Raw genomic sequence first — 22,384 nt, 5'->3', positions numbered from 1 at the left:
AGCAAACGCCGTGCCGTCCTGAGCAGTGTCACGCGTCCGTGCTGTCGTCCTTATCTTGAAAGACAAGATTCCTGAAACTTTCGTGATCGTGCAGCTGTTCGAAGCTAGGGTCAACCGATGCGTCGTCCCGATAGGCTTCCGCGATTTCAATGGCTTTATCCAGATTGCTGACGGCATCTTCCCAACGGCCGATCTCGGCATAGGCGCACGCCAACTGGTAGTGGGCGTGGCCGTTGTCCGGAGCCAGTTTCAGTGCCCGCTGGCACAGGCTGATGGCCCAGAGGGGCTCCTGCATTTCGAGTACAGCGTCGGCTTTATAGCTCAATGCCTCAACATCGTCGGGGCGCAGGTCAAGAATCTGGTCGTAGGCGGCGATCTTGTTCTGTTGCGAGGTCTCCTGGCTTGCCTTCAGCCAGAGCGCATGCACCTCGTTGGTGCGCTCAATCTCAGCCTGGTTCTGATGAATAATCTCGGACTTCTGCTGCAGTTGTTCCTCAATGGACTTCAGGCGCTGTTCATATTCCACCACCAGCTCGTTTACCCGTTTCTCGGCCAGGCTGGTCAGCTGGTTGCGCATGTCGCGGATGGAATTCCAGCCAATCACCACCAGAATGGAGGTGGCGCCGGCGATCAGGTAGAAAAAGTAAGTCACCGTGTCGGTGGCGTAGGACATGGTTTTGTCGGCCACGGACAGTTCCTTGTCCACCACTTTCTCGATCAGTTCCGCCCGGGTATTCTGCATCTCCTGGCGCAGTGCCTTGGTCTCCTCCAGCAGGTAAAGCTCCACAAACGGGGTATACATGGGTTTTTCCAGGGTTCGTGTGCTTTCCTCTACGTCTTCCGCGGTCAGCTCTTCTTCCGGGCCGAGCTGTTGTTGCTGGGCATTAGCCTGGCCGGCAAAAGTGAGCGCGAGTGCGAACATGAGGTAATACCTGATCATTAACCAGATCCATCAGTCAGTGAATTGAAGCGATTGCTGACCTTAGCATAGTGGCTGGCAGAAATAATGCTGCATTGCCCACCTGAAAGCCCTAAGGCCAACAAGAAAGCAAGCTAGTAAAACTGCACACTTGCAATCCTTGGTGCAAAGACCTCTAATAATTAGTGGTATAAATAATGGTCAGAAATCTCTTCCGGGGGACGGATGTGAACAGCTATGAGCAGGTTTTGGTGGCATTGCGCCGGGTAATCCGGGCCACGGATCTTCATTCCAAGCGACTCAGCAAGCACGCCGGGCTTACCGGCCCCCAGTTGCTGATCATGCGCACTATCCGGGATATGGGTGAGGTTACGATCGGCACGATTGCCGAGAACGTGAGTCTCAGCCAGGCCACGGTGACGACCATTCTCGACAGACTGGAGCATCGCAAACTGGTGTACCGGGTTCGCAGCACGAGAGACAAGCGCAAGGTTCACGCCCATCTTACGGAGGAAGGTGCTGAGATACTGGCTCGTGCGCCCAACCCTCTGCAGGAGGACTTCATCCAGAAGTTTCAGAGCCTGGCGGAGTGGGAGCAGACCATGATTCTGGCCTCGTTGCAGCGCGTGGCCAACATGATGGATGCCGATGATATTGATGCTTCACCGGTGCTGACCGTTGGCTCGGTTCTGAAAGACGACGGCTGGAAAGAAAAGCCCTGAACTGGTTTTGAGGCCAGCCCTGATCAAGGGCCGGCCTCAGGAGTTCATTAATGAACGCTTGATCCCTGCTTCGGCTTGTTGCCAAAACACACCTGGAACACATCGTTGTAGTGTTTGGCAAAGCTCACCGAGATACCTTCTTTCAGATAATCGGGAAGCTCCTCGTAATCCCCGCGGTTCGCTTCCGGCAGGATCAGGTTATTGATCTTCTGTCGGCGTGCCGCAATCACCTTTTCCCGAATGCCACCCACGGGCAAGACCTGCCCGGTTAACGTCAGTTCCCCGGTCATGGCCAGGTTCTGTTGCGGTGCTTCCTTGCGGGCAATGGACAACAGTGCGGTGGCCATGGTGATGCCGGCGCTCGGCCCGTCTTTTGGCGTTGCACCCTCGGGCACGTGCAGGTGGACAAAGGATTTGTCGAAGAAAGTCGGGTCACCCTTGAACCGCTTGAGGTTGGAGGACACGAAGCTGTAGGCGATTTCGGCCGATTCCTTCATCACATCTCCCAGTTGTCCGGTGAGCTTGAAGCCCCGCTGGCTGCTGTGAATGCGTGAGGCCTCAATGCTGAGAGTGGCGCCGCCCATGGCGGTCCAGGCCAGGCCCGTCACCACGCCGGTGCCTTTCAGGGATTTCTCCTTCTTGAACGCCGGCTGGCCGAGATAGTCGGTCAGATCGCCAACACCCACTCGAACCGGGTCATCCGGGTTTTCCAGCAGGCGCACGATGCCCTTGCGGACAATCTTGTGCAGCAGCTTCTCCAGATTCCGCACGCCGGCTTCCCGGGCGTAGCCCTCAATCACCTGGCGAATGGCGGCGTCGCTGATGTTCAGCTGCTTCTTCAGCAGGCCCGCCCGTTTGAGCAAGCGAGGTACCAGGTAATGTTTGGCAATGGCCAGTTTTTCTTCGCCGATGTAGCCGGACAGGCGGATCACGTCCATCCGGTCCAGCAGCGGCCGGGGGATCGTGTCCAGCTGGTTGGCGGTACAGATGAACAGCACTTTCGAGAGGTCCATCCGCACATCCAGATAGTGATCCAGGAACTCCTTGTTCTGCTCCGGATCCAGGGTCTCCAGCAGGGCCGAGGCCGGATCGCCCTGGTAAGAGCTGCCGATCTTGTCGATCTCGTCCAGCATGATCACCGGATTGGCCACTTTACTGTCTTTCAGAGCCTGTACGAACTTGCCGGGCATGGCACCAATGTAGGTGCGACGGTGGCCCTTGATCTCTGCTTCATCACGCATGCCGCCCACACTGAAGCGGTAAAATTCCCGGCCGAGGGCATCTGCCACAGAATGGCCGATGGAGGTTTTACCGACCCCGGGCGGGCCGACCAGCAGCAGTATGGAACCACTCACTTCGCCCTTGAAGGTGCCTTCCGCCAGAAATTCGATGATGCGATCTTTCACATCGTCCAGGCCGTCGTGGTCCCGGTCCAGAATCTTGCGGGCCTCGGCCAGATCAAAATGATCCTGTGAATGCACGCCCCAGGGTACCTGCGTTATCCAGTCCAGATAGTTGCGGGTTACCCCGTATTCCGGTGAGCCCTGCTCCAGCACCTGCAGTTTCTGGATTTCATCCTTGAATCGCTCCTGCACGGCTTCCGGTGGGTTCAGTTTCGCCATTCGCTCTTCGAAGCGTTCCACGTCCGCCGTCTTGTCATCCTTGGCAATGCCCAGCTCCCGCTGGATCACTTTCAACTGCTCGCGCAGGAAAAACTCCCGCTGGTGCTTCTGCACCTTCTCGTTTACTTCCTCGTTGATCTCGGATTGCAGGCGGGCGACCTCCTGCTCCTTACGCATCAGCAACAGTACTTTTTCCATGCGCCGGAGCAGGGGCACGGTATCAAGAACATCCTGCAGTTCGCGACCCGGAGCGCTGGTCATGGATGCGCCGAAGTCCGCAAGGGGTGAGCTGTCATCGGGCCCGAAGCGGGACAGATATTGCTTCACTTCTTCGCCATAAAGCGGGTTGGTGCGCAGCAGTTCCTTGATGGCGCTGATGATGGCCAGGGTGTAGGCCTTGAGTTCGTCGGCCGGTTCTTCGGGCTCCTGTGGGTATTCGACTTCCACCAGATAAGGTGGGCGACGGCGAAGCCACTGGACAATTCTGAACCGTTGCAGACCCTGGGCAATGAACTGAACCTTGCCACTCTCATTCTGGGCTTGATGCACGCGCACGGCGCAGCCCATGGTCTCAAGGTCTTCACTCTCCGGAATGCCGTTTTCGGCTTCTGGATTCTCGACAAAGCAGATGCCCAGAACCCGATGATCGGTTTCACCAACCCGCTTCAGGGTTTCCTGCCAGGGGTCCTGGTTGACCATGACCGGCTGCACCTGTGCAGGAAAGAACGGCCGGTTGGAGACCGGCAGAATATACATGCGCTGCGGCATAACCTGCTGTGGCAGCGCCAGGCTCTTGCTGTTTTCGTCTTTGCCGATGTATTCGGTCACGTCTTCTTCAAATTCTTCCAGGGAGTCTTTGCGGTTCTCGTCATTCATACCGGATTGCTCTCAAGGCGTGAGTGGTTAAAGACCTATGTAACGACAAAAGCCGGGTTTTCAAGCTGGCTTGATTTTTCCGCCGCTGGCTCCATATCTTCAGACAATTTCATTCATTCTGGTTCAGGTTCCCGACATATGAGCAATTCGCCGCATATCTTTGATGCCACCGCCGACAACTTTCAGCAGAAAGTGATGGAAGCCTCTGCCACCACGCCGATTCTGGTGGATGTATGGGCGGAGTGGTGCGCGCCCTGCAAACAGCTGATGCCGATTCTGCAAAAGCTGGCGGAGGAATATCAGGGTAACTTCCAGTTGGCCAAGGTGAATGCCGACGAACAGCAGGAACTGACGGCCTCCCTGGGAGTGCGCAGTCTGCCGACCATCATTCTGGTGAAGAATGGTCAGGCTGTGGACGGTTTTAATGGCGCCTTGCCCGAGAGCGAAATCCGCAAGATTCTGGAAAAGCACATCGAAGCCCCGGCGGAAGATCCTTACGAGAAAGCCCATGCTCTTTGGGAAGCCGGTGATGTGGACGGAGCTCTGGCCATCCTCACGGAGCTGAACCGGAAAGACCCGGAAAACCTGGATGTGCTGATTGATCTGGCCCAGTTGAAGGCCGAGCAGGGCGATCTGGATACCGCGGAGCAGGTGCTCAACAGCCTGCCGCCGGAAGAAAAAATGCAGCATAAAGCCAAACAGCTGGCGGCGAGGGTGAAGTTCCTCAAGCAGTCGGGTGAACTGCCCGCGCAGGCGGAGTTGGAGGCAAAACTGGAGGTCAATCCGAAAGATCCTGAGGCTCTGCATCAGTTGTCCCTGCACATGGTTTTGCAGGATAAAAACGCGGAAGCCATGGATTTGCTGATCCGGCTGATGCAGGCCGATAGCACCTACAAGGACGGCGTCGCCAAAACCACATTGGTGGAGCTGTTTGAAAAACTGGGCAACAACAATCCGGATGTGCGCACGTATCGTAGGAAGCTGTATACCCTGATGCACTGAACCGGTTAGACGGTGAGCCGGTCGGTAGCATCGCTGACTGGCTCAATTATCTCTCCACGATGCTGAAACTCCCTCCCCAGCCCGACCATTGTGAGCTTTGCGAACGCCCGGTGGCAAAGCTCACAAGACATCACCTGATACCCAGGCATCTGCATCGCAAGAAGCGCTTTCAGAAACTGTTTTCCAGGGAAGAGTTGATCACCCGTACGCTTTGGGTCTGTCGCCCGTGCCATAACGCGATTCACAGGGCGTGTTCGGAGTATGAGCTGGGGCTGAATTACAACTCTAGGGAGAAGCTGCTGGAGCTCGAAGAGGTGAGGGTGTTTGTTGAATGGATTCGGGAAAAGCCAGCGGGGTTTGTGCCTAAGAAGGGGCGGTAAGCAGGCCCGTCACGGGGACGGGCCTGATCTTAAGTCAACGCCTCAGGTGTTACCGTTCTTCATGGCTTCAAATTCATCTTCAAAGAAGAATTTTTCCTCTCCGAAGGCGGGCTCGAGCTCATGCAGCCAGGTGGCCGTTTCGCTGTATTTGGCGAAGAACGGTCGCTGCACCCAATCCGGGTTGCGGCCTTGCAGGAAGCGCAGTACGAAGACTTTCTCTCCCTTGATCTCGGTAATGCCCTGGATCTCCACCTTGCCGGGGCCGGCGCTCATGCTGGGGCCTCGGGCAGTTCGGGCAAGGCCGCTGACCTGCTTCATGGCTTCTCGGTAGATGTGGTAAGCCTCGGCCAGGGGCACCTCGAAGTAGTTCTTGGCACCGGTATCCCGTTCTACAAACATGTAGTAGGGGATGATGCCCAGCTTCACTTCTTTCTTCCACAGCTTGGCCCAGGCATCGGCATCGTCGTTCACGTGCTTGATCAGCGGGCCCTGGGCGCGGACCTCGGCACCGGTAGCGCGGATGCGGCGGATGGCTTCTTCCGCGATGTCGGTGGTGATTTCCTGCCAGTGGTTGTAGTGGGCCATGATGGCCACGTGCTTGCCGCCATCAACCAGCTTGGCGAACAGCTCAATCAGTTCGTCGGCATCCTTGTCGGTCACGAAACGATAGGGCCAGAAAGTCAGGGCCTTGGTGCCGATGCGGATGGTCTGGATATGATCGAACTCTGGCTGCAGCAGCGGTTCCAGGTACTGCACCAGGTTTTTGGTCTTCATTACCATCGGGTCGCCGCCGGTGACCAGCAGGTCGGTCACTTCGGTGTGCTCCTGCAGATAGCCGTGCAGTTTCTCGGCGTCGGTGCTGGCCATCTTAAGGTCCTTGTCACCGACAAACTGCGCCCAGCGGAAACAGAAGGTGCAGTAGCTGTGGCAGGTCTGGCCCTGGGACGGGAAGAACAGCACGGTTTCGCGGTACTTGTGCTGCACGCCGTCCAGCACCTCTCCGTCCAGTTCCGGCATGTTCATTTCCATCTGCCCGGCCGGGTGCGGGTTCAGTGCGTCGCGGATTTCCTTGGCAGCGGCCTGGATGTCTTTCTTGTCGGCGCCTTCCCGGTGCAGTTGCGCCATGCGCTCGTAGTGTTCGTCCTTGAGCATGCCTTTCTGTGGAAAGACCAGCTGATAGATCGGGTCGTTGGGCACCTTGTCCCAGTTGATCAGTTCGTTGATCACATATTCGTTAACCCGGAAGGGCAGCACGCTGGCCACCACTTTCATTTCAAACAGGGTTTCCTCGGGGAGATTCTGGATCGCCTCAATCTTGTCGAGCTGGCGGTCGGTAAAAACCTTGAACCGGCGCTCCTCGAATTCCTGAACCGGAATTCGGTTCGGAAAGGTGACGATGGAGTTCATGGATCGCCCTCTGTTGTGAGCCAAAGACAAAAGGAGGTGTGCCTCCTTCACTGGTTAAAAAACGGGCAGGCAAGTATACATAAATCATAATTTATTTTCAGGTCTAATTAATAAAACGGAGGTCCGGGCGAGGGTTTTCGGTCGTTCAGTCGGTATTAGCGCCTATTTGTCGTTAAAGGCTGCGAAAAGTCGTGAACGACAGTTTTAGATTATTCTTAGTGTGTTGATGTAAATGAGCGCTGGGAGAGGGTTCGACCTTGGTCGGAGATCGGTTGTTTCGTGATCGGAATATCGCCATTATTGCGTAAGTAATCTAAATAAATGGCGGATATCTGCCATTCAAACAGGTGTTTGTTTGTTTCTTAGTGTCATTTTGTAGTAAAAGAACGAAAGTTTTGCTTCTGCTGGATAGTCAGGGCTGGCAGAACCATTCTCCGCGCAATCGGTCCGTGCCAAAAGCCATACCGATAACCGTTCGCGCGGCAGGAAAAATGAGAAAGCTGTTCTATGCTTGAGAGAGGTCAATCACGTAGCTCAGCCTTTCTTACAAGCTGACGTTTCCACAAAAAAATACTGCATACCATCGCAGCTTATCGACTTCGCACCGTCTTTGGCCGCTGATCGTGGCCGGCGTTGCACCTTTTGATGCCAAGGGGAGGGTTTGATGTACCAGGATGATGATCCCATTGAAACCAGTGAATGGCTGGATGCGCTGGAATCTCTGATCGAGAACGAAGGCGTAGACCGTGCCAAATACATTCTTGAACGGCTTTCCGAGCGAGCCAGCCGCGATGGCACTGAACTGCCTTATTCCATAACCACGCCATTCCGTAACAGCATCCCTGTGACCCAGGAATCTCGCATGCCGGGCGATCTGTTCATGGAACGCCGTATTCGCTCGCTGATTCGCTGGAATGCCATGGCCATGGTGGTGCGTGCTAACAAGCGCCCGGGTGACCTTGGCGGCCATATTTCCACTTTCTCCTCGGCAGCCACTCTGTACGATGTGGGCTTCAACTATTTCTTCCATGGCGGTGGTGAAGAGCGCGCCTCAGACCTGGTGTACTTCCAGGGCCACGCATCGCCGGGCATATATGCCCGCTCCTTCCTGGAAGGCCGTTTCAGTGAAGAACAGCTGGACAAGTACCGCGAAGAAGTAGATGGCGAAGGCCTGTCTTCCTACCCGCACCCCTGGCTGATGCCAGATTACTGGCAGTTCCCGACCGTTTCCATGGGTCTGGGGCCGATCCAGTCCATCTACCAGGCCCACGTCATGAAGTACCTGCACAGTCGCGAGCTGATCGACATGGACGGCCGCAAAGTGTGGGCGTTTGTCGGTGACGGCGAGTGCGACGAACCGGAAACTCTGGGCTCCATCTCCAAGGCGGGCCGCGAGAAACTGGATAACCTGATCTGGGTGGTCAACTGCAACCTGCAGCGCCTGGATGGCCCGGTTCGGGGTAACGGCAAGATCGTACAGGAGCTGGAAGGTGTGTTCCGTGGCGCTGGCTGGAACGTTATCAAGGTGGTCTGGGGCCGAATGTGGGATCCGCTGTTCGACAAAGACGAAGACGGCGTGATGCAACGGGCCATGGACGAGCTTTGCGATGGCGAACTTCAGAACCTGACGTTCAAGGGCCCCGCCTATACCCGCAAGGAATTCTTCGGCAAGCATCCGGAGCTGGCCAAGCTGGCGGAAAACCTGTCGGACGAGGATATCAGCAAGCTGAACCGCGGCGGCCACGACCCTTACAAGGTCTACGCGGCTTATCACAAGGCCGTGAACCAGGCCAACGGCAAGCCGACTGTGATTCTTGCCCACACCATCAAGGGCTATGGTTTTGGTGCGGCGGGCGAAGCCCAGAACACCGCGCACTCTTTGAAGAAGCTGGACATCGATACCCTGAAAGCGTTCAGGGATCGTTTCGGCGTGCCGCTGAAAGACGAAGAACTGGAAGACGTACCTTATTACCGTCCGGCGCCGGACAGCCCGGAGCTGGTCTATATGAAGAAGCGCCGGCAGGAGCTGGGTGGTTTCTATCCCAAGCGCAACAAGGATTGCCAGCCGCTGCAGATTCCCGAACTGGATATCTTCAAGCAGGTGCTGGAAGGGTCTGACGGCCGTGAGATCTCTACTACCATGGCCTTTGTCCGCATTCTGAGTGCCCTGGTCAAAGACAAGCGCATCGGCAAGCGCGTCGTGCCTATCGTGCCGGACGAAGCCCGTACTTTCGGTATGGAAGGCATGTTCCGTCAGTTGGGTATCTACACGGCGGAAGGCCAGAAGTACGTGCCTCAGGATCGTGACCAGATCATGTACTACCGGGAAGACAAGAAGGGGCAGATCCTGCAGGAAGGCATCAATGAAGACGGTGCCATGTCCACCTGGATGGCGGCGGCTACGTCATACAGTACCAACAGTTTCCCGCTGATTCCGTTCTACGTGTTCTACTCCATGTTCGGCTTCCAGCGGGTAGGAGACCTGGCCTGGGCCTCGGGCGACATGCAGGCCCGCGGCTTCCTGATCGGCGGCACTGCCGGCCGGACTACTCTGAACGGTGAGGGCTTGCAGCACCAGGACGGCCACAGCCACATTTTGGCCAACACCATTCCCAACTGTAAGGCCTACGACCCGGCTTACGGCTACGAGATGGCCGTGGTGATCCGTCATGGTATGAAGGAGATGTTTGAAGACAACCAGAACGTCTTCTACTACCTGACCATCGAAAACGAGAACTACGAACAGCCGGCGATGCCGAAAGACTCTGAAGACGGCATCATCAAGGGTATGTACAAGTTTGAGTCTGTGGAAACCAAGGGCCGCAAGAAGAGCCCGCGGGTTCAGCTGCTTGGCTCCGGCGCGATCATGAACGAGGTCCGTGCCGCGGCGCAGATGCTGAAGGACGACTGGGGTGTGGCCTCGGATGTCTGGAGTGTCACCAGCTTCAACGAACTGGCCCGTGATGGCCAGCATGTGGAGCGCTGGAACCACCTGCACCCGGATGACAAGCCGCGCAAGGCCTACGTCACGCAGTGCCTGGAAAAGGCTCAGGGCCCTGTGGTGTCGTCTACCGACTACATCAAACTGCACTCCGAGCAGTTGCGGGCATTCATCCCGAAAACCTACATGACCCTGGGCACCGACGGTTTCGGCCGCAGCGATACCCGTGAGAAGCTCCGTAACTTCTTCGAGGTGGATCGTTACTATGTGGCGGTGACTGCACTGGCCGCCCTGGCTAAAGATGGTGAGATCAAACAGGAGCAGGTTCTCGAAGCCATGCGCAAGTACGGAATCGATCGCAACAAACCGAACCCGGTGCTGAGCTAAGGAGACCGCCATGAGTGAACAGGAAATCAAGGTTCCCGATCTCGGCGGTGCAGATGAAGTCGAGATCATCGAAATCATCGTCAGTGAAGGGGATTCGGTAGAGGAAGAAGATCCGATTCTGACCGTGGAATCCGACAAAGCCTCGGTAGAACTGCCGGCCCCCGTCGCCGGCAAGATCAGCAAAATCACCGTCAAGGTGGGTGACAAGGTGAAAGAGGGCGACGTGATCGGCATGCTGGCCGCCAGCGGTGATGCTGGGGGCTCGGACGATGCCGCGGATGATAAGTCGGAACAGACCGAGGAAAAATCCGAGGCGCCATCTGAGGCCAGATCGGAAGACGCCAAGCCGGCTCCGAAAAAGAAGAAGTCTGGTGGCTCTCGCACCGAAGTGGTGAAAGTGCCGTCGCTGGATGGCTTTGAAGATGTGCCGGTGATTGAAATCAACGTGGCTGAAGGCGATACGGTTGGTGAGGAAGACCCGCTGGTAACAGTGGAGTCCGACAAGGCCACCATGGAAATCCCGTCACCCTACGCGGGCAAGATCGGCAAGATTCTGGTGAAGGAAGGCGACAAGCTCTCCGAAGGTTCAGACCTCCTGGAAATGACCATCGAAGACGATGGTGACGACGAGGGCGAATCGGAAGATTCCGGTGACAGCGCCCGGGCAGACAGCCAGGAAAGCAAACCGGAGAAATCCCAGGGCAAACAGGAGTCCGAGCCTCAGCCGCAGGGCTCTACCTACGAGCCGCCGTCACCTGGCACCAAGGTGCACGCCGGTCCGGCCGTGCGTAAGCTGGCCCGGGAACTGGGGGCAGACCTCACGCGCGTGAAAGGTTCAGGCCCAAAAGGCCGGATCGTGAAAGACGATGTCCACGCCTACGTGAAGAGCCAGTTGCAGCAGGCCCAGCAGGGCAGTGGCGTAGCCACTGGCTCTGGCATTCCGGGCGTGAAACTGCCGGACTTCAGCCAGTTCGGTGAGATCGAGCGTGAAGGTATGTCCCGCATGATGGCAGCCACCGCCACCAACATGCAGCGCAGCTGGCTGAACGTGCCTCACGTGACCCAGTTCGACGATGCCGATATCACCGAAATGGAAGACTTCCGCAAGGCCCAGAAAGCGGCCGGCGAAAAGCGTGGCGTGAAGATGACCCCGCTGCCGTTCCTGCTCAAGGCCTGCGCCGCCGCGTTGGCGGAACTGCCTCAGTTCAACGTGTCCCTGGACATGGAACGCAAAGAGGTGGTGCGCAAGAAGTACATCCACATCGGCATTGCGGTGGATACACCACACGGCCTGATGGTGCCGGTGATCCGGGATGTAGACCAGAAGGGCCTGTGGGAATTGGCGGCCGAAAGCGCAGAGTTGGCCCAGAAGGCGAGGGACAAGCAGCTGAAGCCGGCAGAAATGCAGGGCGCCTGCTTTACCATCACCAGCCTGGGTGGCATTGGTGGCACCGCGTTCACACCCATCGTGAACACACCGGAAGTGGCCATCCTGGGTGTGTCCAAAGCCTCCATGAAACCGGTGTGGGACGGCAAGGAGTTCCAGCCGCGGCTGATGCTGCCGCTGTCGCTGTCTTACGACCACCGCGCGGTGAACGGAGCGGATGCTGCCCGGTTTACCAACCTGCTGACGCAGCTGCTCGGGGATATTCGGACCCTGCTGCTGTGATGTAGCCTTGTTGGTCGCACTGCGACGGTGTCGTTGCAGTGCGACCACTCTTCCGCTCGGGCCTGGTCAGCTCGGCCAATGTCTGCACGTTATGAGCCACCCACCATCAGTGTCACAACAAACGACTGTGATACGAGGCTCCCATGACTCCCTCAGAACTGATGTCCAGGCCATTCACGCTGCCGAATGGATCGGTTATCCCCAATCGCTTTGCCAAGTCCGCAATGAGCGAAACGCTGGGAAGCATTGATAATCATCCGACTAAAGAATTGATCACCCTTTACAGAGCCTGGGCAGACGGGGGTGCCGGGCTGTCGATCACTGGCAACGTGATGATTGACCGGAGGCACATCGGGGAGCCGCAAAACGTCGTGGTCGAGGATGAGGCCGATCTGGATCTTCTCAAATCCTGGGCCAGGGCCGGGCGGGGTGGCGGGAAACAGATCTGGATGCAGCTCAATCATCCAGGCAAGCAAAGCCCGAAGATGCTTAATAGAGACCCGGTGTCTCCAAGCGCGATTCCGTTCAAGAAGGACCTGCGGGGGATGTTCGCAACTCCGCGTGCGCTCACGGGGCCGGAGATTGATGACATTATTCGTCGCTTTGCGCAGGCCGCAGCCGTCGCCAAAAAGGCGGGATTTGATGGTGTACAGATTCACGGAGCCCATGGGTATCTGGTTAGCCAGTTTTTGTCTCCCCATCACAATCAACGCACCGACGAGTGGGGTGGTTCTGCGGCGAACCGGCGGCGCTTTGTACTGTCTGTGTATCGAGAAATCCGCAAGGCTTGTGGCAGGGAATTTAATGTTGGTATCAAACTGAATTCGGCTGATTTTCAGCGCGGGGGCTTCACTGAGGATGAGTCTCTGGCTGTGATCAAGGCGCTGGTGGCAGAGGGCATTGATCTGGTGGAAATCTCAGGAGGAAATTATGAAAACCCCGCCATGGCGAAAGGTGCCGGAAGCGAGGAGGTGAAAGCCAGCACCCTGGCACGGGAAGCCTACTTCCTGGAGTTTGCTGAAAAAGTCCGTGAATTGACGGACGTACCCTTGATGGTCACGGGCGGGTTCCGCACAGAGCGGGGGATGGCACAGGCCATCGATTCTGGTGCCACGGACCTGGTGGGGCTGGCAAGGCCCTTGGTTGTGGAACCTGATCTGCCGACTCGTATTATGGCGGGCGATCCGGTTACCAGTGCGGTCAAGCCTATTAAAACCGGCCTTCGAATGATCGACGATATGGCTCTGATGGAGGTCAGTTGGTACACCCGTCAGATCGGAAGAATTGCCCGTGGCAGGGCTCCAAAACAGCACGACCGGGGCCTGTTATCCCTGATGGAGGTGCTGGCGGTTATGGCTACCCGAGGCGTTCGAACACGGTTACGGGCGGGCAGCTAATCGGAGAGCCGGCTGTCCCCGGGGGCCAGCCGGCCGCCTTTCTGATCAGTTGGCAAAGAACATCCAGTCAAAATAATCGTGCAGATCCTGCATGGCCCAGGCTTCCGCAGGTTGGGTCAGTTCAAACAACAGGTTTTGGTCTTTGGCGAGTTTCATGGCGTTACCTCACGTCGTTGCGATAGGAATGCGAGTTCGCTGTCGCCAGCGTATCCAGGCTTTTGCATTGGCCGTGCCAAATCTTCTGGCAGAAGGTAAGTCTATGAAAATGTTAAGTAAGGAATAATTGGCTTTGAGGCTGGAAGATAAGAGCTGAGCAGGAATGGTGCCGGCGCACCATCCTGGAACGAAAAACCCCGGCCGAAGCCGGGGTAATTCTGAGTTAACTTCTGATAGGAAGGATCAGAAGTTGTACTGTGCTGCGAACATCAGGCGGTTAGCGTCTTCGCTGTCACCACCTTTGGTTTCAGTTTTCCAGTACTGGTATTCAACGCCCATCATCACGCTCTTGACCGGCGTCCACATGTAGTTGGCAATGATGTTGGAGCGGGTTTCTTCGTCTCCATCATTTTCAACATCCAGTTCCACCATACCGTAGGTCAGGTTGACGCTGCGGCCGTTACCGAGGGACAAGCTGGTGCCGATTGAAGCGCCGTAGCCTGAGATGGTTTCGAGGTCTTCACCGTCGAGGTAGGCATCAGCTGAACCGGACTGGTACAGATAGGCATTGGCGCCGTCTGTATAGTTCAGGGCGCCTTGGATAGACACCATGTCAGAGGCCTTGAATTTGGCAGCGCCAAACATGCCGTAACCCATGGCTGTATCATCAGTGTCGTTGACTTCGTTTTCATATGCGTTTTGCTTGAGGAGACCTGCAACCGCGAACGACAGAGCATCAGCAGAGCCCTCGTAGCGAGCAGTGAAGGCCGGCATGGTGTCTTTGTCGGTGTCAACCTCATCCCCGTTGACTACAATTGTTGTTCCGTCCAACGAACCCTTGGGATCCTCTACTGAGACGGAGAGACCGCCCGTGGTATAACGAAGCTGTGCGGTCCGAAGCTGATATCCTGCCCAGCCGGCGCTGCCGTTAAAATCCAGGGTCGGCGTATTGCCGGTGAAGCTGTTGTAGTTTGACCAGGTCTGCCCTGCCAGAATGCCGTTATATTCGCCAAAAGCATGGCGGAGGCGGAAGTTTCCACCACTGGCAAAGTCACCTTCGACGGTGATCTTGAAATCCTGTGGCAGGCTCGCTTTAACACCAATACGACTTTGAGTTGCTGAGGCGTCGAAGTGGCCTTCATTATCGGAGCCAGAAACCTTACCGAAATCACCAGCCAGAGTACTGTTGTCACCGGTGATCTTTTCGTTGATATCGTAAGTGGCAGTCAGTCGCGCGTAGCCGTAGATGTCGGCATTCACATCGCCGGCCTGGATTTCAAACGCCTGTGCCTGAGAAGCCAGACCCAGAACTGTCATAGCAGCCGTCGCACGAATTGCCATTCTTAATTTGGGGTATACGGATTTAATGGTTGATGGGGCACCTTCACCCCATCAATCTGATACCACCCTCAGATGGTTGATAGATCGACTCCGTAGTTGAGTTCCTCTGCGAAGTCCGGCAGTCCGTAACCGATGGTTTTCTTGTAGAAAGGAGAGACCTTCGCAGTCGGTGCCTTCTTCTTGTGCTTCGTGGTGTAGAGCATTCGTGCCCGCATCACCTCGAAGGAGTAACCGCGCCCTTCACGGTTCTTGTCCTTGGCCAGTCGGTTGATGGACTCCGTGTAAGCGTTGGTGACGGGCATGTCCGTCTCGAAGTAGGTCATGGTCTCTTCGCGCCAGTTTCCCACTGCCCTGACCAGATCGCTCCAGACTTCCTTTTGGCCCTTCGGGATGGTGGCTATCCACTCGTCCAGGGCGGCTTCTGCCTGGAGCCGTGTGGTGGCGTCCCAGATGCCGTAGAAGCGCTCCTTGTGCTCGTAGGCGGCCAGCAGTTGCGGGAACGCGCCTGTCCAGGTCTCCATGATGAGGCGCTCCCGGTCTGAGACTTCGTGAGCGCGTTTCAGCAGGATTTTCCGGTCTCCCTTGAGAGTCCGGCTCTGGGACGGTTTCAGCTCCTTTCTGAGGCCCTTGCGCACTCTCTCTAGGGCATCGTTGGCCATGCGCACCACATGGAACTTATCGACCACGATACGGGCCTGGGGCAGCACAGCCTTGACCGCTGCCCGGTAGGGGTTCCACATGTCCATGCTGACGATCTCGACCTTCTGCCGGTCTTTCAGCTTCATCAGGTAGTTGGTCACCACGTCCTGGCGGCGGGTGGTCAGCAGGTCGAGCAGGGTTCGCTCCTCAATGTTGGTCAGAATGCAGCGGTAGCGCTTGTTCAGGTATAGCTCGTCAATGCCCAGGATGCGGGGCGTCTCGAAGCGGTGCCAGCGCCCCAGGAACTCGGCGCGGGCGTTGAAGATGTCGCGCACCGTCTTCTCGTCCAGGCCGGTCTGTGCCGCCACAAAGGTGTAGGGGTGGTTGAAGGATTCCTTCTCCACGTACTCATGCAGCCGCAGTGTCATACGGAATCCGTCCACCATCTCCGGTAGCTGGGGCCTGAATGTTGTCTTGCAGGCCCGGCAGGTGTATCGGCGGCGGACCACCCAGAGAGTGACCCGCTTGCCGTGGATGGGCAGATCACGATAGGGAACGTCACGCTTGCCGAACCGTACGAACTCACCCTGCACGCCGCATTCCTCGCAGGCGATGGGATCGGGCACGTCCACCTGGAAGTGCATTTCGTCGTCGGTTGATTTGCAGCCCAGTACTTGGTATTGCGGCAGGTGAAGGATGTTGTCGGGAAGTTCGGTCATGGTGTTGTATAGGCGTAGGTGTCAGTCAGATCCATCCGACTCGGCATTGGTGTTTGCTTTTTTACCCAACAAGCTGCTGGAAACGAAAAGTAAGGCACCGAGGACAATTGCAATATCAGCCAGGTTGAAGGCCGGCCAATGCCAGTCTCGCCAATAGAAATCAAAGGAATCCACAACATAGCCGCGAAAGACCCGGTCAATCAGGTTGCCCATGGCGCCACCGAGGATAAGACTGTAAGCGATGGCTTCTCCTTTATGACGATTTTCAAGGATCAGCTTGATCAGAAAAATCGAGACCACTACCGCGATTCCGATAAAAAAGTAGCGCTGCCAGCCTCCACCATTCGCAAAAAGACTGAATGCGGCACCGGTGTTCCATAGGTGCACCCAGTTAAAGAACGGGGTCACCGAAACATACTCGCCATAGGCCATTGATTGCTGCACCAGCCACTTTACAGCCTGATCAGACGCTGCCAGCAGGCCCGATATGGACAATAGGGCATACGGCGAGAGCTTTTTGCCAATAATGAGCATTATTTAACCCTTCAACGCCAAAATGCGTCTGGCACCGTTAAGTACAATGCCCCCCGCGATGGTGCCGATAATCAGATCCGGATAATTGGAACCGGTCCACGCGACCAGGGCGCCGGCGGTGATGACCCCCAGGTTGATCACCACGTCGTTGGCCGAGAATATCCAGCTTGCCTTCATGTGCGCCCCGCCTTCCCGATGTTTGGATATGAGCAGCAGACAACTGGTATTGGCAATCAATGCGACGAATGCGATAGCCATCATCACCAGCGATTCAGGCTCACTACCGAATACAAAGCGTCTCACCACCTCTACGAGCACGCCCACAGCCAAGATCAGTTGCAGTACACCAGCAAGATGCGCGGCACGTACCTGCATTTTCACGCTATGTCCAACCGCATAAAGGGCAAGCCCGTACACCGCCGCATCGGCAAAATTGTCCAGGGATTCTCCAATCAGGCCGGTGGACCGGGCGATCAGACCGGCAGTCATTTCCACCACGAACAGAAGTGCATTGATGCCGAGCAACCAGCGCAGGGTCCCGGATTCTTGCTTAGCAGAAGCTGCCGAAAACTCGGCGGCCTTGATGGTCTCCGGATTTGCAGCGACGGTTTCCTGAAGCGAGGCGCCTAGCCCCAAGGTCTTCAGTTTCGAGGTGACGGGCTCGACCTCGCCGTCATGCACGACCTTCAGCCGGCGGTTCGACAAGTCGAAGGACAGCGCCCGAATCTCCTCAAAGCCGTTCAGGGCTAGGCGAATCATTCGTTCTTCTGATGGACAGTCCATCTTCGGCACGGCATAAACACTGACCCATCTCCCTGGCGCCTCGGAGGAGGCCTGTATATCGGTATCCGCTGCGGACGTTGCATCACCGCCACAGGCGCCACCACAGGATTTGCTCATGATACGACTCCACTTGAACAATGTTGTGGTACCATTTAAAACTATAAAGCTACTATAAGGTCAATAGAGTAAAGAATCCGTTGGGGAGGAGGCTGATGCGCATTGGTCAGTTGGCGCAGTTGGTAGGGGTCGAAACACAGACGATCCGCTTCTATGAACAGCAGGGCTTGTTGCCGCCGCCTGATCGGCAGGACAACGGTTACCGTGTCTATACCGAGAAGCATGGTGAGGGGCTGGCCTTCATCCGTCGCTGCAGAATCCTGGGCCTGTCACTGGCTGAGATTCACGAACTACAGAGCTATCAGGACGACCCTCATCAGCCTTGTACCGCCGTCAACACCTTGCTCGATGATCACATCTCTCATGTGCGGTCGCAGATAACCGCTCTGCAAGCGCTTGAGAAACAACTCGTTTCACTGAGAGCGAGTTGCAACGATGACCGGGAAGTTGAGGCGTGTGGGGTTCTTGCTGGAATTAGCGAAGGAAACATGCACCAGCAGTAGGTGAAGCATCAACCAGATAATCCGATGAGATGCCGGTCTGTCTCACTCTCATGCAAAGGTAAGATCAACCATTTAATCCGCTTACCCTTAATTTGTTGCTTTGCATTGTTGTTGTCTCCACACGTTTATTGTTGTTGGACCCACAGACAAAGTAGTTACGAATCTATGACAATTCAAACAGAATCGGTGATTATTTAGACGAATGACTATAGGCCTTCGATTCAGTCATGGTGGCATCCGGAGGAGTACTTTGGTCGTAATGGGCAAGATGATTTTCAAACACGAGATGCTATCTGAACCTACGTTTGCCTTCGTCGATATTGAAACCACCGGCGGCAATGCCCAGCGGGATCGGATCACCGAAATTGGTATCCGCTTCTGGCGTAACGGGGTCGTTGTGGGGGAATGGCAAACGCTCCTGAACCCGGAAGCCCGGATCTCCGGGTTCATCGAACGACTGACGGGTATCTCCAATGCCATGGTGGCGAGTGCCCCTCGTTTTGAGACCGTTGCCGACGAGCTGGAGCGGCACCTGGACGGGTGCATTTTTGTCGCCCATAACGCACGCTTTGATTACGGTTTTATCAAAAGTGAATTCCGCAGGTTGGGGCGTCTGTTCAGTGCCCGGGTGCTTTGCACCGTTCGACTTTCCCGGGCGCTCTATCCGGAGGCCGAACGCCACAACATGGATGCGTTGATCGCCCGGCACGGATTACCAGCCGTTGAGCGCCACCGGGCCATGGGTGATGTCACTGCCATGCTGGCGTTCTTTGAACACACCTTGCTTGAGCAGGGCGAAGACACCGTTGGTGCCACCATCAACCGCCTGCTCCAGCGCCCCAGCACACCCTCCAACGTACCCGCGGAAATGCTCGCTGATTTGCCGGCGGGGCCCGGTGTGTACCGGTTTTATGGAGATAACGATGTGCTGCTGTACGTGGGCAAAAGCACCAATATTCGCCAGCGGGTGGCCTCGCATTTTTCCGGTGATCATCAGAGCAGCCGTGGAATCCGGCTGTCCGAAAGCCTGCGCCGGGTGGAGTACACCGAAACTGCCCGAGAGCTGGGTGCCCTGTTGCTGGAACTCAAACAGATAAAGACCATGAGCCCGCTGTACAACCGTCGCTCACGGGCGGCGAAAAGCCTGGTCAGCATCGCCCTGCACCCGGACAGCTCCGGCTACCTGAATGCCGAGTTGGCCAGAACCATCACACCGGACCGGTTGGGAGATTACTTCGGCCTGTTTCGCAGCAAGCGGGACGCGTTAAGTGCGTTGCGGGGCATCGCCAGCAAAAACGACCTGTGCGGCAAACTCCTGGGACTGGAGCCGGCAACCCCTGGGCCATGCTTTCAACGATCCCTGGGGCGGTGCAAAGGTGCCTGTGAAGGCGCGGAAGACGTCACCCGTTTCAACCTGCGCATGCAGATCGCTTTCCATAATCTGCGTCTGAAAACCTGGCCCTGGCCCGGCCCAGTCGCCCTGGCCGAAGAAAACCCGGAAAACGGACGCACGGACTGGCTGATCATCTGGAACTGGATTCATATAGAAACGCTGCGCAGCGACCGGCACACCGAGGCCGATCTGCACGACTATCAGCCCGGGGAAGACCCGGTCACCTTTGATCTGGATTCCTACAAGCTGCTCATTAAAGCGCTCCTGGGGAAAGATCGAAACCACCATCGCATCATCGAGTTACATGCTATAACACGACCGGCTGTTCTTATGCCCTGAGTGGCGTATTATGGGGAGGAATTCATCCACTCAGAGAGAGATCCATGAACAGAGAACCTGTCTCCCGCGAACTTTTTGATGAAGTCATGGTGCCCAACTACGCCCCCGGAACCATTATCCCGGTGCGAGGCGAAGGCTCCCGCGTGTGGGATCAGGAAGGCCGGGAGTTTGTGGATCTGCAGGGCGGCATTGCCGTCACCAGCCTGGGTCATGCCCACCCGGGGCTATTGGGAGCGTTGCAGGAACAGTCAGAAAAAATCTGGCACCTGTCGAACGTCATGACCAACGAGCCCGCTCTGCGGCTGGCCAAAACCCTGTGCGATCTCACCTTCGCTGAACGGGTGTTCTTTGCAAACTCCGGCGCTGAAGCCAACGAAGCTGCCTTCAAACTGGCCCGTCGCTACGCCTGGGAACACTACGGTCCGGAAAAACACGAGATCATTTCGTTCAAGAACTCCTTCCACGGCCGCACCCTGTTCACCGTCAGCGTGGGTGGCCAGCCCAAATACCTGGAAGGCTTCGAACCGGCCCCCGGCGGCATCCATCACGCCGAGTTCAATAACCTGGACTCAGTAAAAGCGCTGATCTCCAAAGAGAAAACCTGCGCTGTCGTGGTCGAGCCGGTCCAGGGCGAAGGCGGCGTACTGCCGGCGGATCCCGAATTCCTGCAAGGGCTGCGAGAGCTCTGCGACGAACACAACGCCCTGCTGGTCTTCGACGAAGTCCAAAGTGGCGTAGGCCGCACCGGCTACCTGTACGCCTACGAAATGTACGACGTAACACCAGATATCCTCTCCAGCGCCAAAGGCCTGGGCGGCGGCTTCCCCGTTGCCGCCATGCTCACTACCGCCAAAGTCGCGGCCAGCCTGGGCGTAGGTACCCACGGCAGCACCTACGGCGGCAACGCGCTGGCCTGCGCTGTGGCCCAGAAAGTCATCGACACCGTCAGCCAGCCGGAAATCCTCAAGGGCGTCAAAGCCCGCTCCGAGAAACTGCGCAAAGGCATGATGGACATCGGTGAACGCTACGGCGTGTTCTCCGAAGTACGCGGTGCTGGTCTACTCTTGGGTTGTGTGCTGACCGAACAGTGGCAGGGCAAGGCCAAAGACTTCCTGAACGCCGGTCTGGATGAGGGCGTGATGGTCCTGGTGGCCGGAGCCAATGTGGTGCGACTGGCGCCTTCGCTGATCATTCCGGAAACGGATATTGAAGAAGCGCTGGAAAGGTTTGAAGCTGCAGTGAAGAAGATCACGGCTAAGTAAAATGTAGCCCCTGGGGCTGGGTTCCCCTTCCGGAAATTTCGGAGGCCATGGATGGCCGGAGAGAAGCGCACAGGGGTTCGGCCGAGCGCTTATGAAGCAAAGCTTCATGCGACAGCCGAACGACCACAATCTGCGATTGTGGGCCGGACCCCGGAGGGGGGCTCGTAGCGGTTTCCGGAAGGGGAACCCAGTTCCAGGGGCGGGCGAGCCTGCTCCAAAAATCCTGATGGTTCGATAGAGGAGCGCACCATGTGGCGAGTCAGACCAGCCAAACTGGATGACCTGCAACAAATCCTGGACATAGCCGGCGCCCAAACCGCCAGGCTCTCGTCCACCCTGCCCAAAACCGAAGAAACCCTGGCCCGGAAAATCAAACACGCCCAAGCCTCCCTGGCCGACAACGCCCCCGAAGGCACTCCGCGCCGCTTTCTGTTCGTGCTCGAAAACACCGACACCGGTGAAATCGCAGGCACCGCAGGTATCGATAGCCGCGCCGGCAACGGCCACCCGTTTTACAATTACCGGCGCGACTACCTAATCCACGCCTCCCACGAACTCAACGTCTCGCGCCGCGTCGAAGTCCTGTACCCGAGCCACGCCCTGACCGACCTGACCCTGCTGTGCTCCTTCACCCTGAAAGAACAACACCGCAACACCCCGGTATTCGAGCTGCTATCCCGGGCCCGAATGATGTTCATTGCCAGCCACCGGGAATGGTTCACCAACCGAACGGTGGTTGAAATCCAGGGCATACAGCACGAAAACGGCAGCGTGCCCTTCTGGGACAGCCTGGGGCGACATTTCTTCAATATGGACTTTGAAACCGCCGATCAATACTCCGGGCAGCTCAGCAAAACCTTTATTGCCGAACTCATGCCGCCGAACCCGGTGTACGTCACCCTGCTCAGTACCGAGGCTCAGGAAGCCCTGGGCCAGCCACATCCGCTGACCGAGCCAAACTATCAGTTGCTCCAGCGCGAAGGTTTTCAGCCCGGATGCTACGTCGATATCTTTGACGGCGGACCGGTGATGGAAGTGCGCACCGACAGCCTGAGAACCCTGGTGACCAGTCAGCCCAAAACACTGCACGGCAGCCACCAGAACGATGGTGAAACCTGCCTGATCAGCGCCGGCGAAGGTGAGCACTTCCGTTGCCTGTTGACCCCGGTGGCAGAAACGTTGGCGGATGATGTGAAAGTGCCGGTGAGCACCTGGCATGGCCTGGAAAGCAGCGCCGGCGACCCGGTAAGGATTTCACCGTTATGAGCATGCAAAT

General features: G+C 56.9%; 17 protein-coding genes. 10 read left to right on the top strand and 7 right to left on the bottom strand.

What is annotated here, in order from left to right; translation table 11 throughout:
• Positions 1–28: 28 nt before the first annotated feature.
• Positions 29–922 carry a tetratricopeptide repeat protein gene (locus OZ656_RS17280; protein ID WP_227548870.1) on the bottom strand — a complete coding sequence of 298 codons (894 nt, stop codon included), beginning with the start codon at positions 920–922 and terminating at the stop codon, positions 29–31.
• Positions 923–1,116: 194 nt separating this feature from the next.
• Between OZ656_RS17280 and OZ656_RS17275 the strand changes: the two genes are divergently transcribed.
• Complete coding sequence (locus tag OZ656_RS17275; RefSeq protein WP_221277504.1) at positions 1,117–1,641, top strand: MarR family winged helix-turn-helix transcriptional regulator; 525 nt, start codon at positions 1,117–1,119, stop codon at positions 1,639–1,641.
• A gap of 47 nt (positions 1,642–1,688) precedes the next feature.
• Here OZ656_RS17275 and lon read toward each other — a convergent pair whose 3' ends face one another.
• Positions 1,689–4,139 (bottom strand): endopeptidase La, encoded by a 2,451-nt coding sequence (gene lon / locus OZ656_RS17270; RefSeq protein ID WP_278350061.1) that lies wholly within the window; start codon positions 4,137–4,139, stop codon positions 1,689–1,691.
• Between the two features lie 138 nt (positions 4,140–4,277).
• Here lon and trxA point away from each other — a divergent pair, with 138 nt between their 5' ends.
• Both trxA and OZ656_RS17260 read left to right on the top strand, forming a co-directional pair.
• A complete protein-coding gene (trxA, locus tag OZ656_RS17265) occupies positions 4,278–5,141 on the top strand; it encodes a thioredoxin (protein WP_023009687.1) in 864 nt (287 codons plus the stop codon).
• A 59-nt stretch (positions 5,142–5,200) separates the two neighbouring features.
• Positions 5,201–5,521, top strand: coding sequence for a hypothetical protein (locus OZ656_RS17260; protein ID WP_041657046.1), 321 nt, complete (start codon positions 5,201–5,203; stop codon positions 5,519–5,521).
• A gap of 42 nt (positions 5,522–5,563) precedes the next feature.
• Here OZ656_RS17260 and OZ656_RS17255 read toward each other — a convergent pair whose 3' ends face one another.
• On the bottom strand, positions 5,564–6,928 hold the full coding sequence (locus OZ656_RS17255; protein ID WP_278350062.1) for a KamA family radical SAM protein: 1,365 nt from the start codon (positions 6,926–6,928) through the stop codon (positions 5,564–5,566).
• Positions 6,929–7,592: 664 nt separating this feature from the next.
• Here OZ656_RS17255 and aceE point away from each other — a divergent pair.
• The 3 genes from aceE to OZ656_RS17240 all read left to right on the top strand — a co-directional run bounded on the left by aceE (position 7,593) and on the right by OZ656_RS17240 (position 13,322).
• Positions 7,593–10,256: a pyruvate dehydrogenase (acetyl-transferring), homodimeric type gene (aceE, locus tag OZ656_RS17250; RefSeq protein WP_278350063.1), complete on the top strand. Its 2,664-nt coding sequence runs from the start codon at positions 7,593–7,595 to the stop codon at positions 10,254–10,256.
• A 10-nt stretch (positions 10,257–10,266) separates the two neighbouring features.
• Positions 10,267–11,925: a dihydrolipoyllysine-residue acetyltransferase gene (gene aceF / locus OZ656_RS17245; protein WP_278350064.1), complete on the top strand. Its 1,659-nt coding sequence runs from the start codon at positions 10,267–10,269 to the stop codon at positions 11,923–11,925.
• 143 nt (positions 11,926–12,068) lie between these two features.
• Positions 12,069–13,322, top strand: coding sequence for an NADH:flavin oxidoreductase/NADH oxidase family protein (locus OZ656_RS17240; RefSeq protein WP_153740573.1), 1,254 nt, complete (start codon positions 12,069–12,071; stop codon positions 13,320–13,322).
• A gap of 399 nt (positions 13,323–13,721) precedes the next feature.
• On the opposite strand, the gene OZ656_RS17235 is transcribed toward OZ656_RS17240, so the two are convergent.
• From OZ656_RS17235 to OZ656_RS17220, 4 genes are all read right to left on the bottom strand, one after another.
• Positions 13,722–14,795 carry a DcaP family trimeric outer membrane transporter gene (locus OZ656_RS17235; RefSeq protein WP_227548871.1) on the bottom strand — a complete coding sequence of 358 codons (1,074 nt, stop codon included), beginning with the start codon at positions 14,793–14,795 and terminating at the stop codon, positions 13,722–13,724.
• Between the two features lie 92 nt (positions 14,796–14,887).
• Positions 14,888–16,177: an ISL3-like element ISPpu12 family transposase gene (locus OZ656_RS17230; RefSeq protein ID WP_011784406.1), complete on the bottom strand. Its 1,290-nt coding sequence runs from the start codon at positions 16,175–16,177 to the stop codon at positions 14,888–14,890.
• A gap of 21 nt (positions 16,178–16,198) precedes the next feature.
• On the bottom strand, positions 16,199–16,711 hold the full coding sequence (gene lspA, locus OZ656_RS17225; RefSeq protein WP_003821921.1) for a signal peptidase II: 513 nt from the start codon (positions 16,709–16,711) through the stop codon (positions 16,199–16,201).
• A gap of 3 nt (positions 16,712–16,714) precedes the next feature.
• Entirely contained in the window at positions 16,715–17,611 is an 897-nt protein-coding gene (locus tag OZ656_RS17220) for a cation transporter (RefSeq protein ID WP_004364974.1), read from the bottom strand.
• Between the two features lie 95 nt (positions 17,612–17,706).
• Here OZ656_RS17220 and cadR point away from each other — a divergent pair, with 95 nt between their 5' ends.
• From cadR to OZ656_RS17200, 4 genes are all read left to right on the top strand, one after another.
• Positions 17,707–18,114 (top strand): Cd(II)/Pb(II)-responsive transcriptional regulator, encoded by a 408-nt coding sequence (cadR, locus tag OZ656_RS17215; protein WP_007148576.1) that lies wholly within the window; start codon positions 17,707–17,709, stop codon positions 18,112–18,114.
• Between the two features lie 268 nt (positions 18,115–18,382).
• Entirely contained in the window at positions 18,383–19,846 is a 1,464-nt protein-coding gene (locus OZ656_RS17210; protein WP_379945221.1) for an exonuclease domain-containing protein, read from the top strand.
• A gap of 44 nt (positions 19,847–19,890) precedes the next feature.
• Complete coding sequence (locus OZ656_RS17205) at positions 19,891–21,108, top strand: aspartate aminotransferase family protein (RefSeq protein ID WP_278350536.1); 1,218 nt, start codon at positions 19,891–19,893, stop codon at positions 21,106–21,108.
• 249 nt (positions 21,109–21,357) lie between these two features.
• Entirely contained in the window at positions 21,358–22,374 is a 1,017-nt protein-coding gene (locus OZ656_RS17200) for an arginine N-succinyltransferase (RefSeq protein WP_278350537.1), read from the top strand.
• The last annotated feature ends 10 nt before the right edge of the window (positions 22,375–22,384 follow it).

The organism is Marinobacter sp. LM1 (assembly GCF_042763285.1).
GTDB classification, from domain to species: Bacteria; Pseudomonadota; Gammaproteobacteria; order Pseudomonadales; family Oleiphilaceae; genus Marinobacter; species Marinobacter nauticus.
The sequence above is the reverse complement of the archived record's forward strand: the minus strand, read 5'-3'. Positions and strand labels throughout refer to the sequence as shown.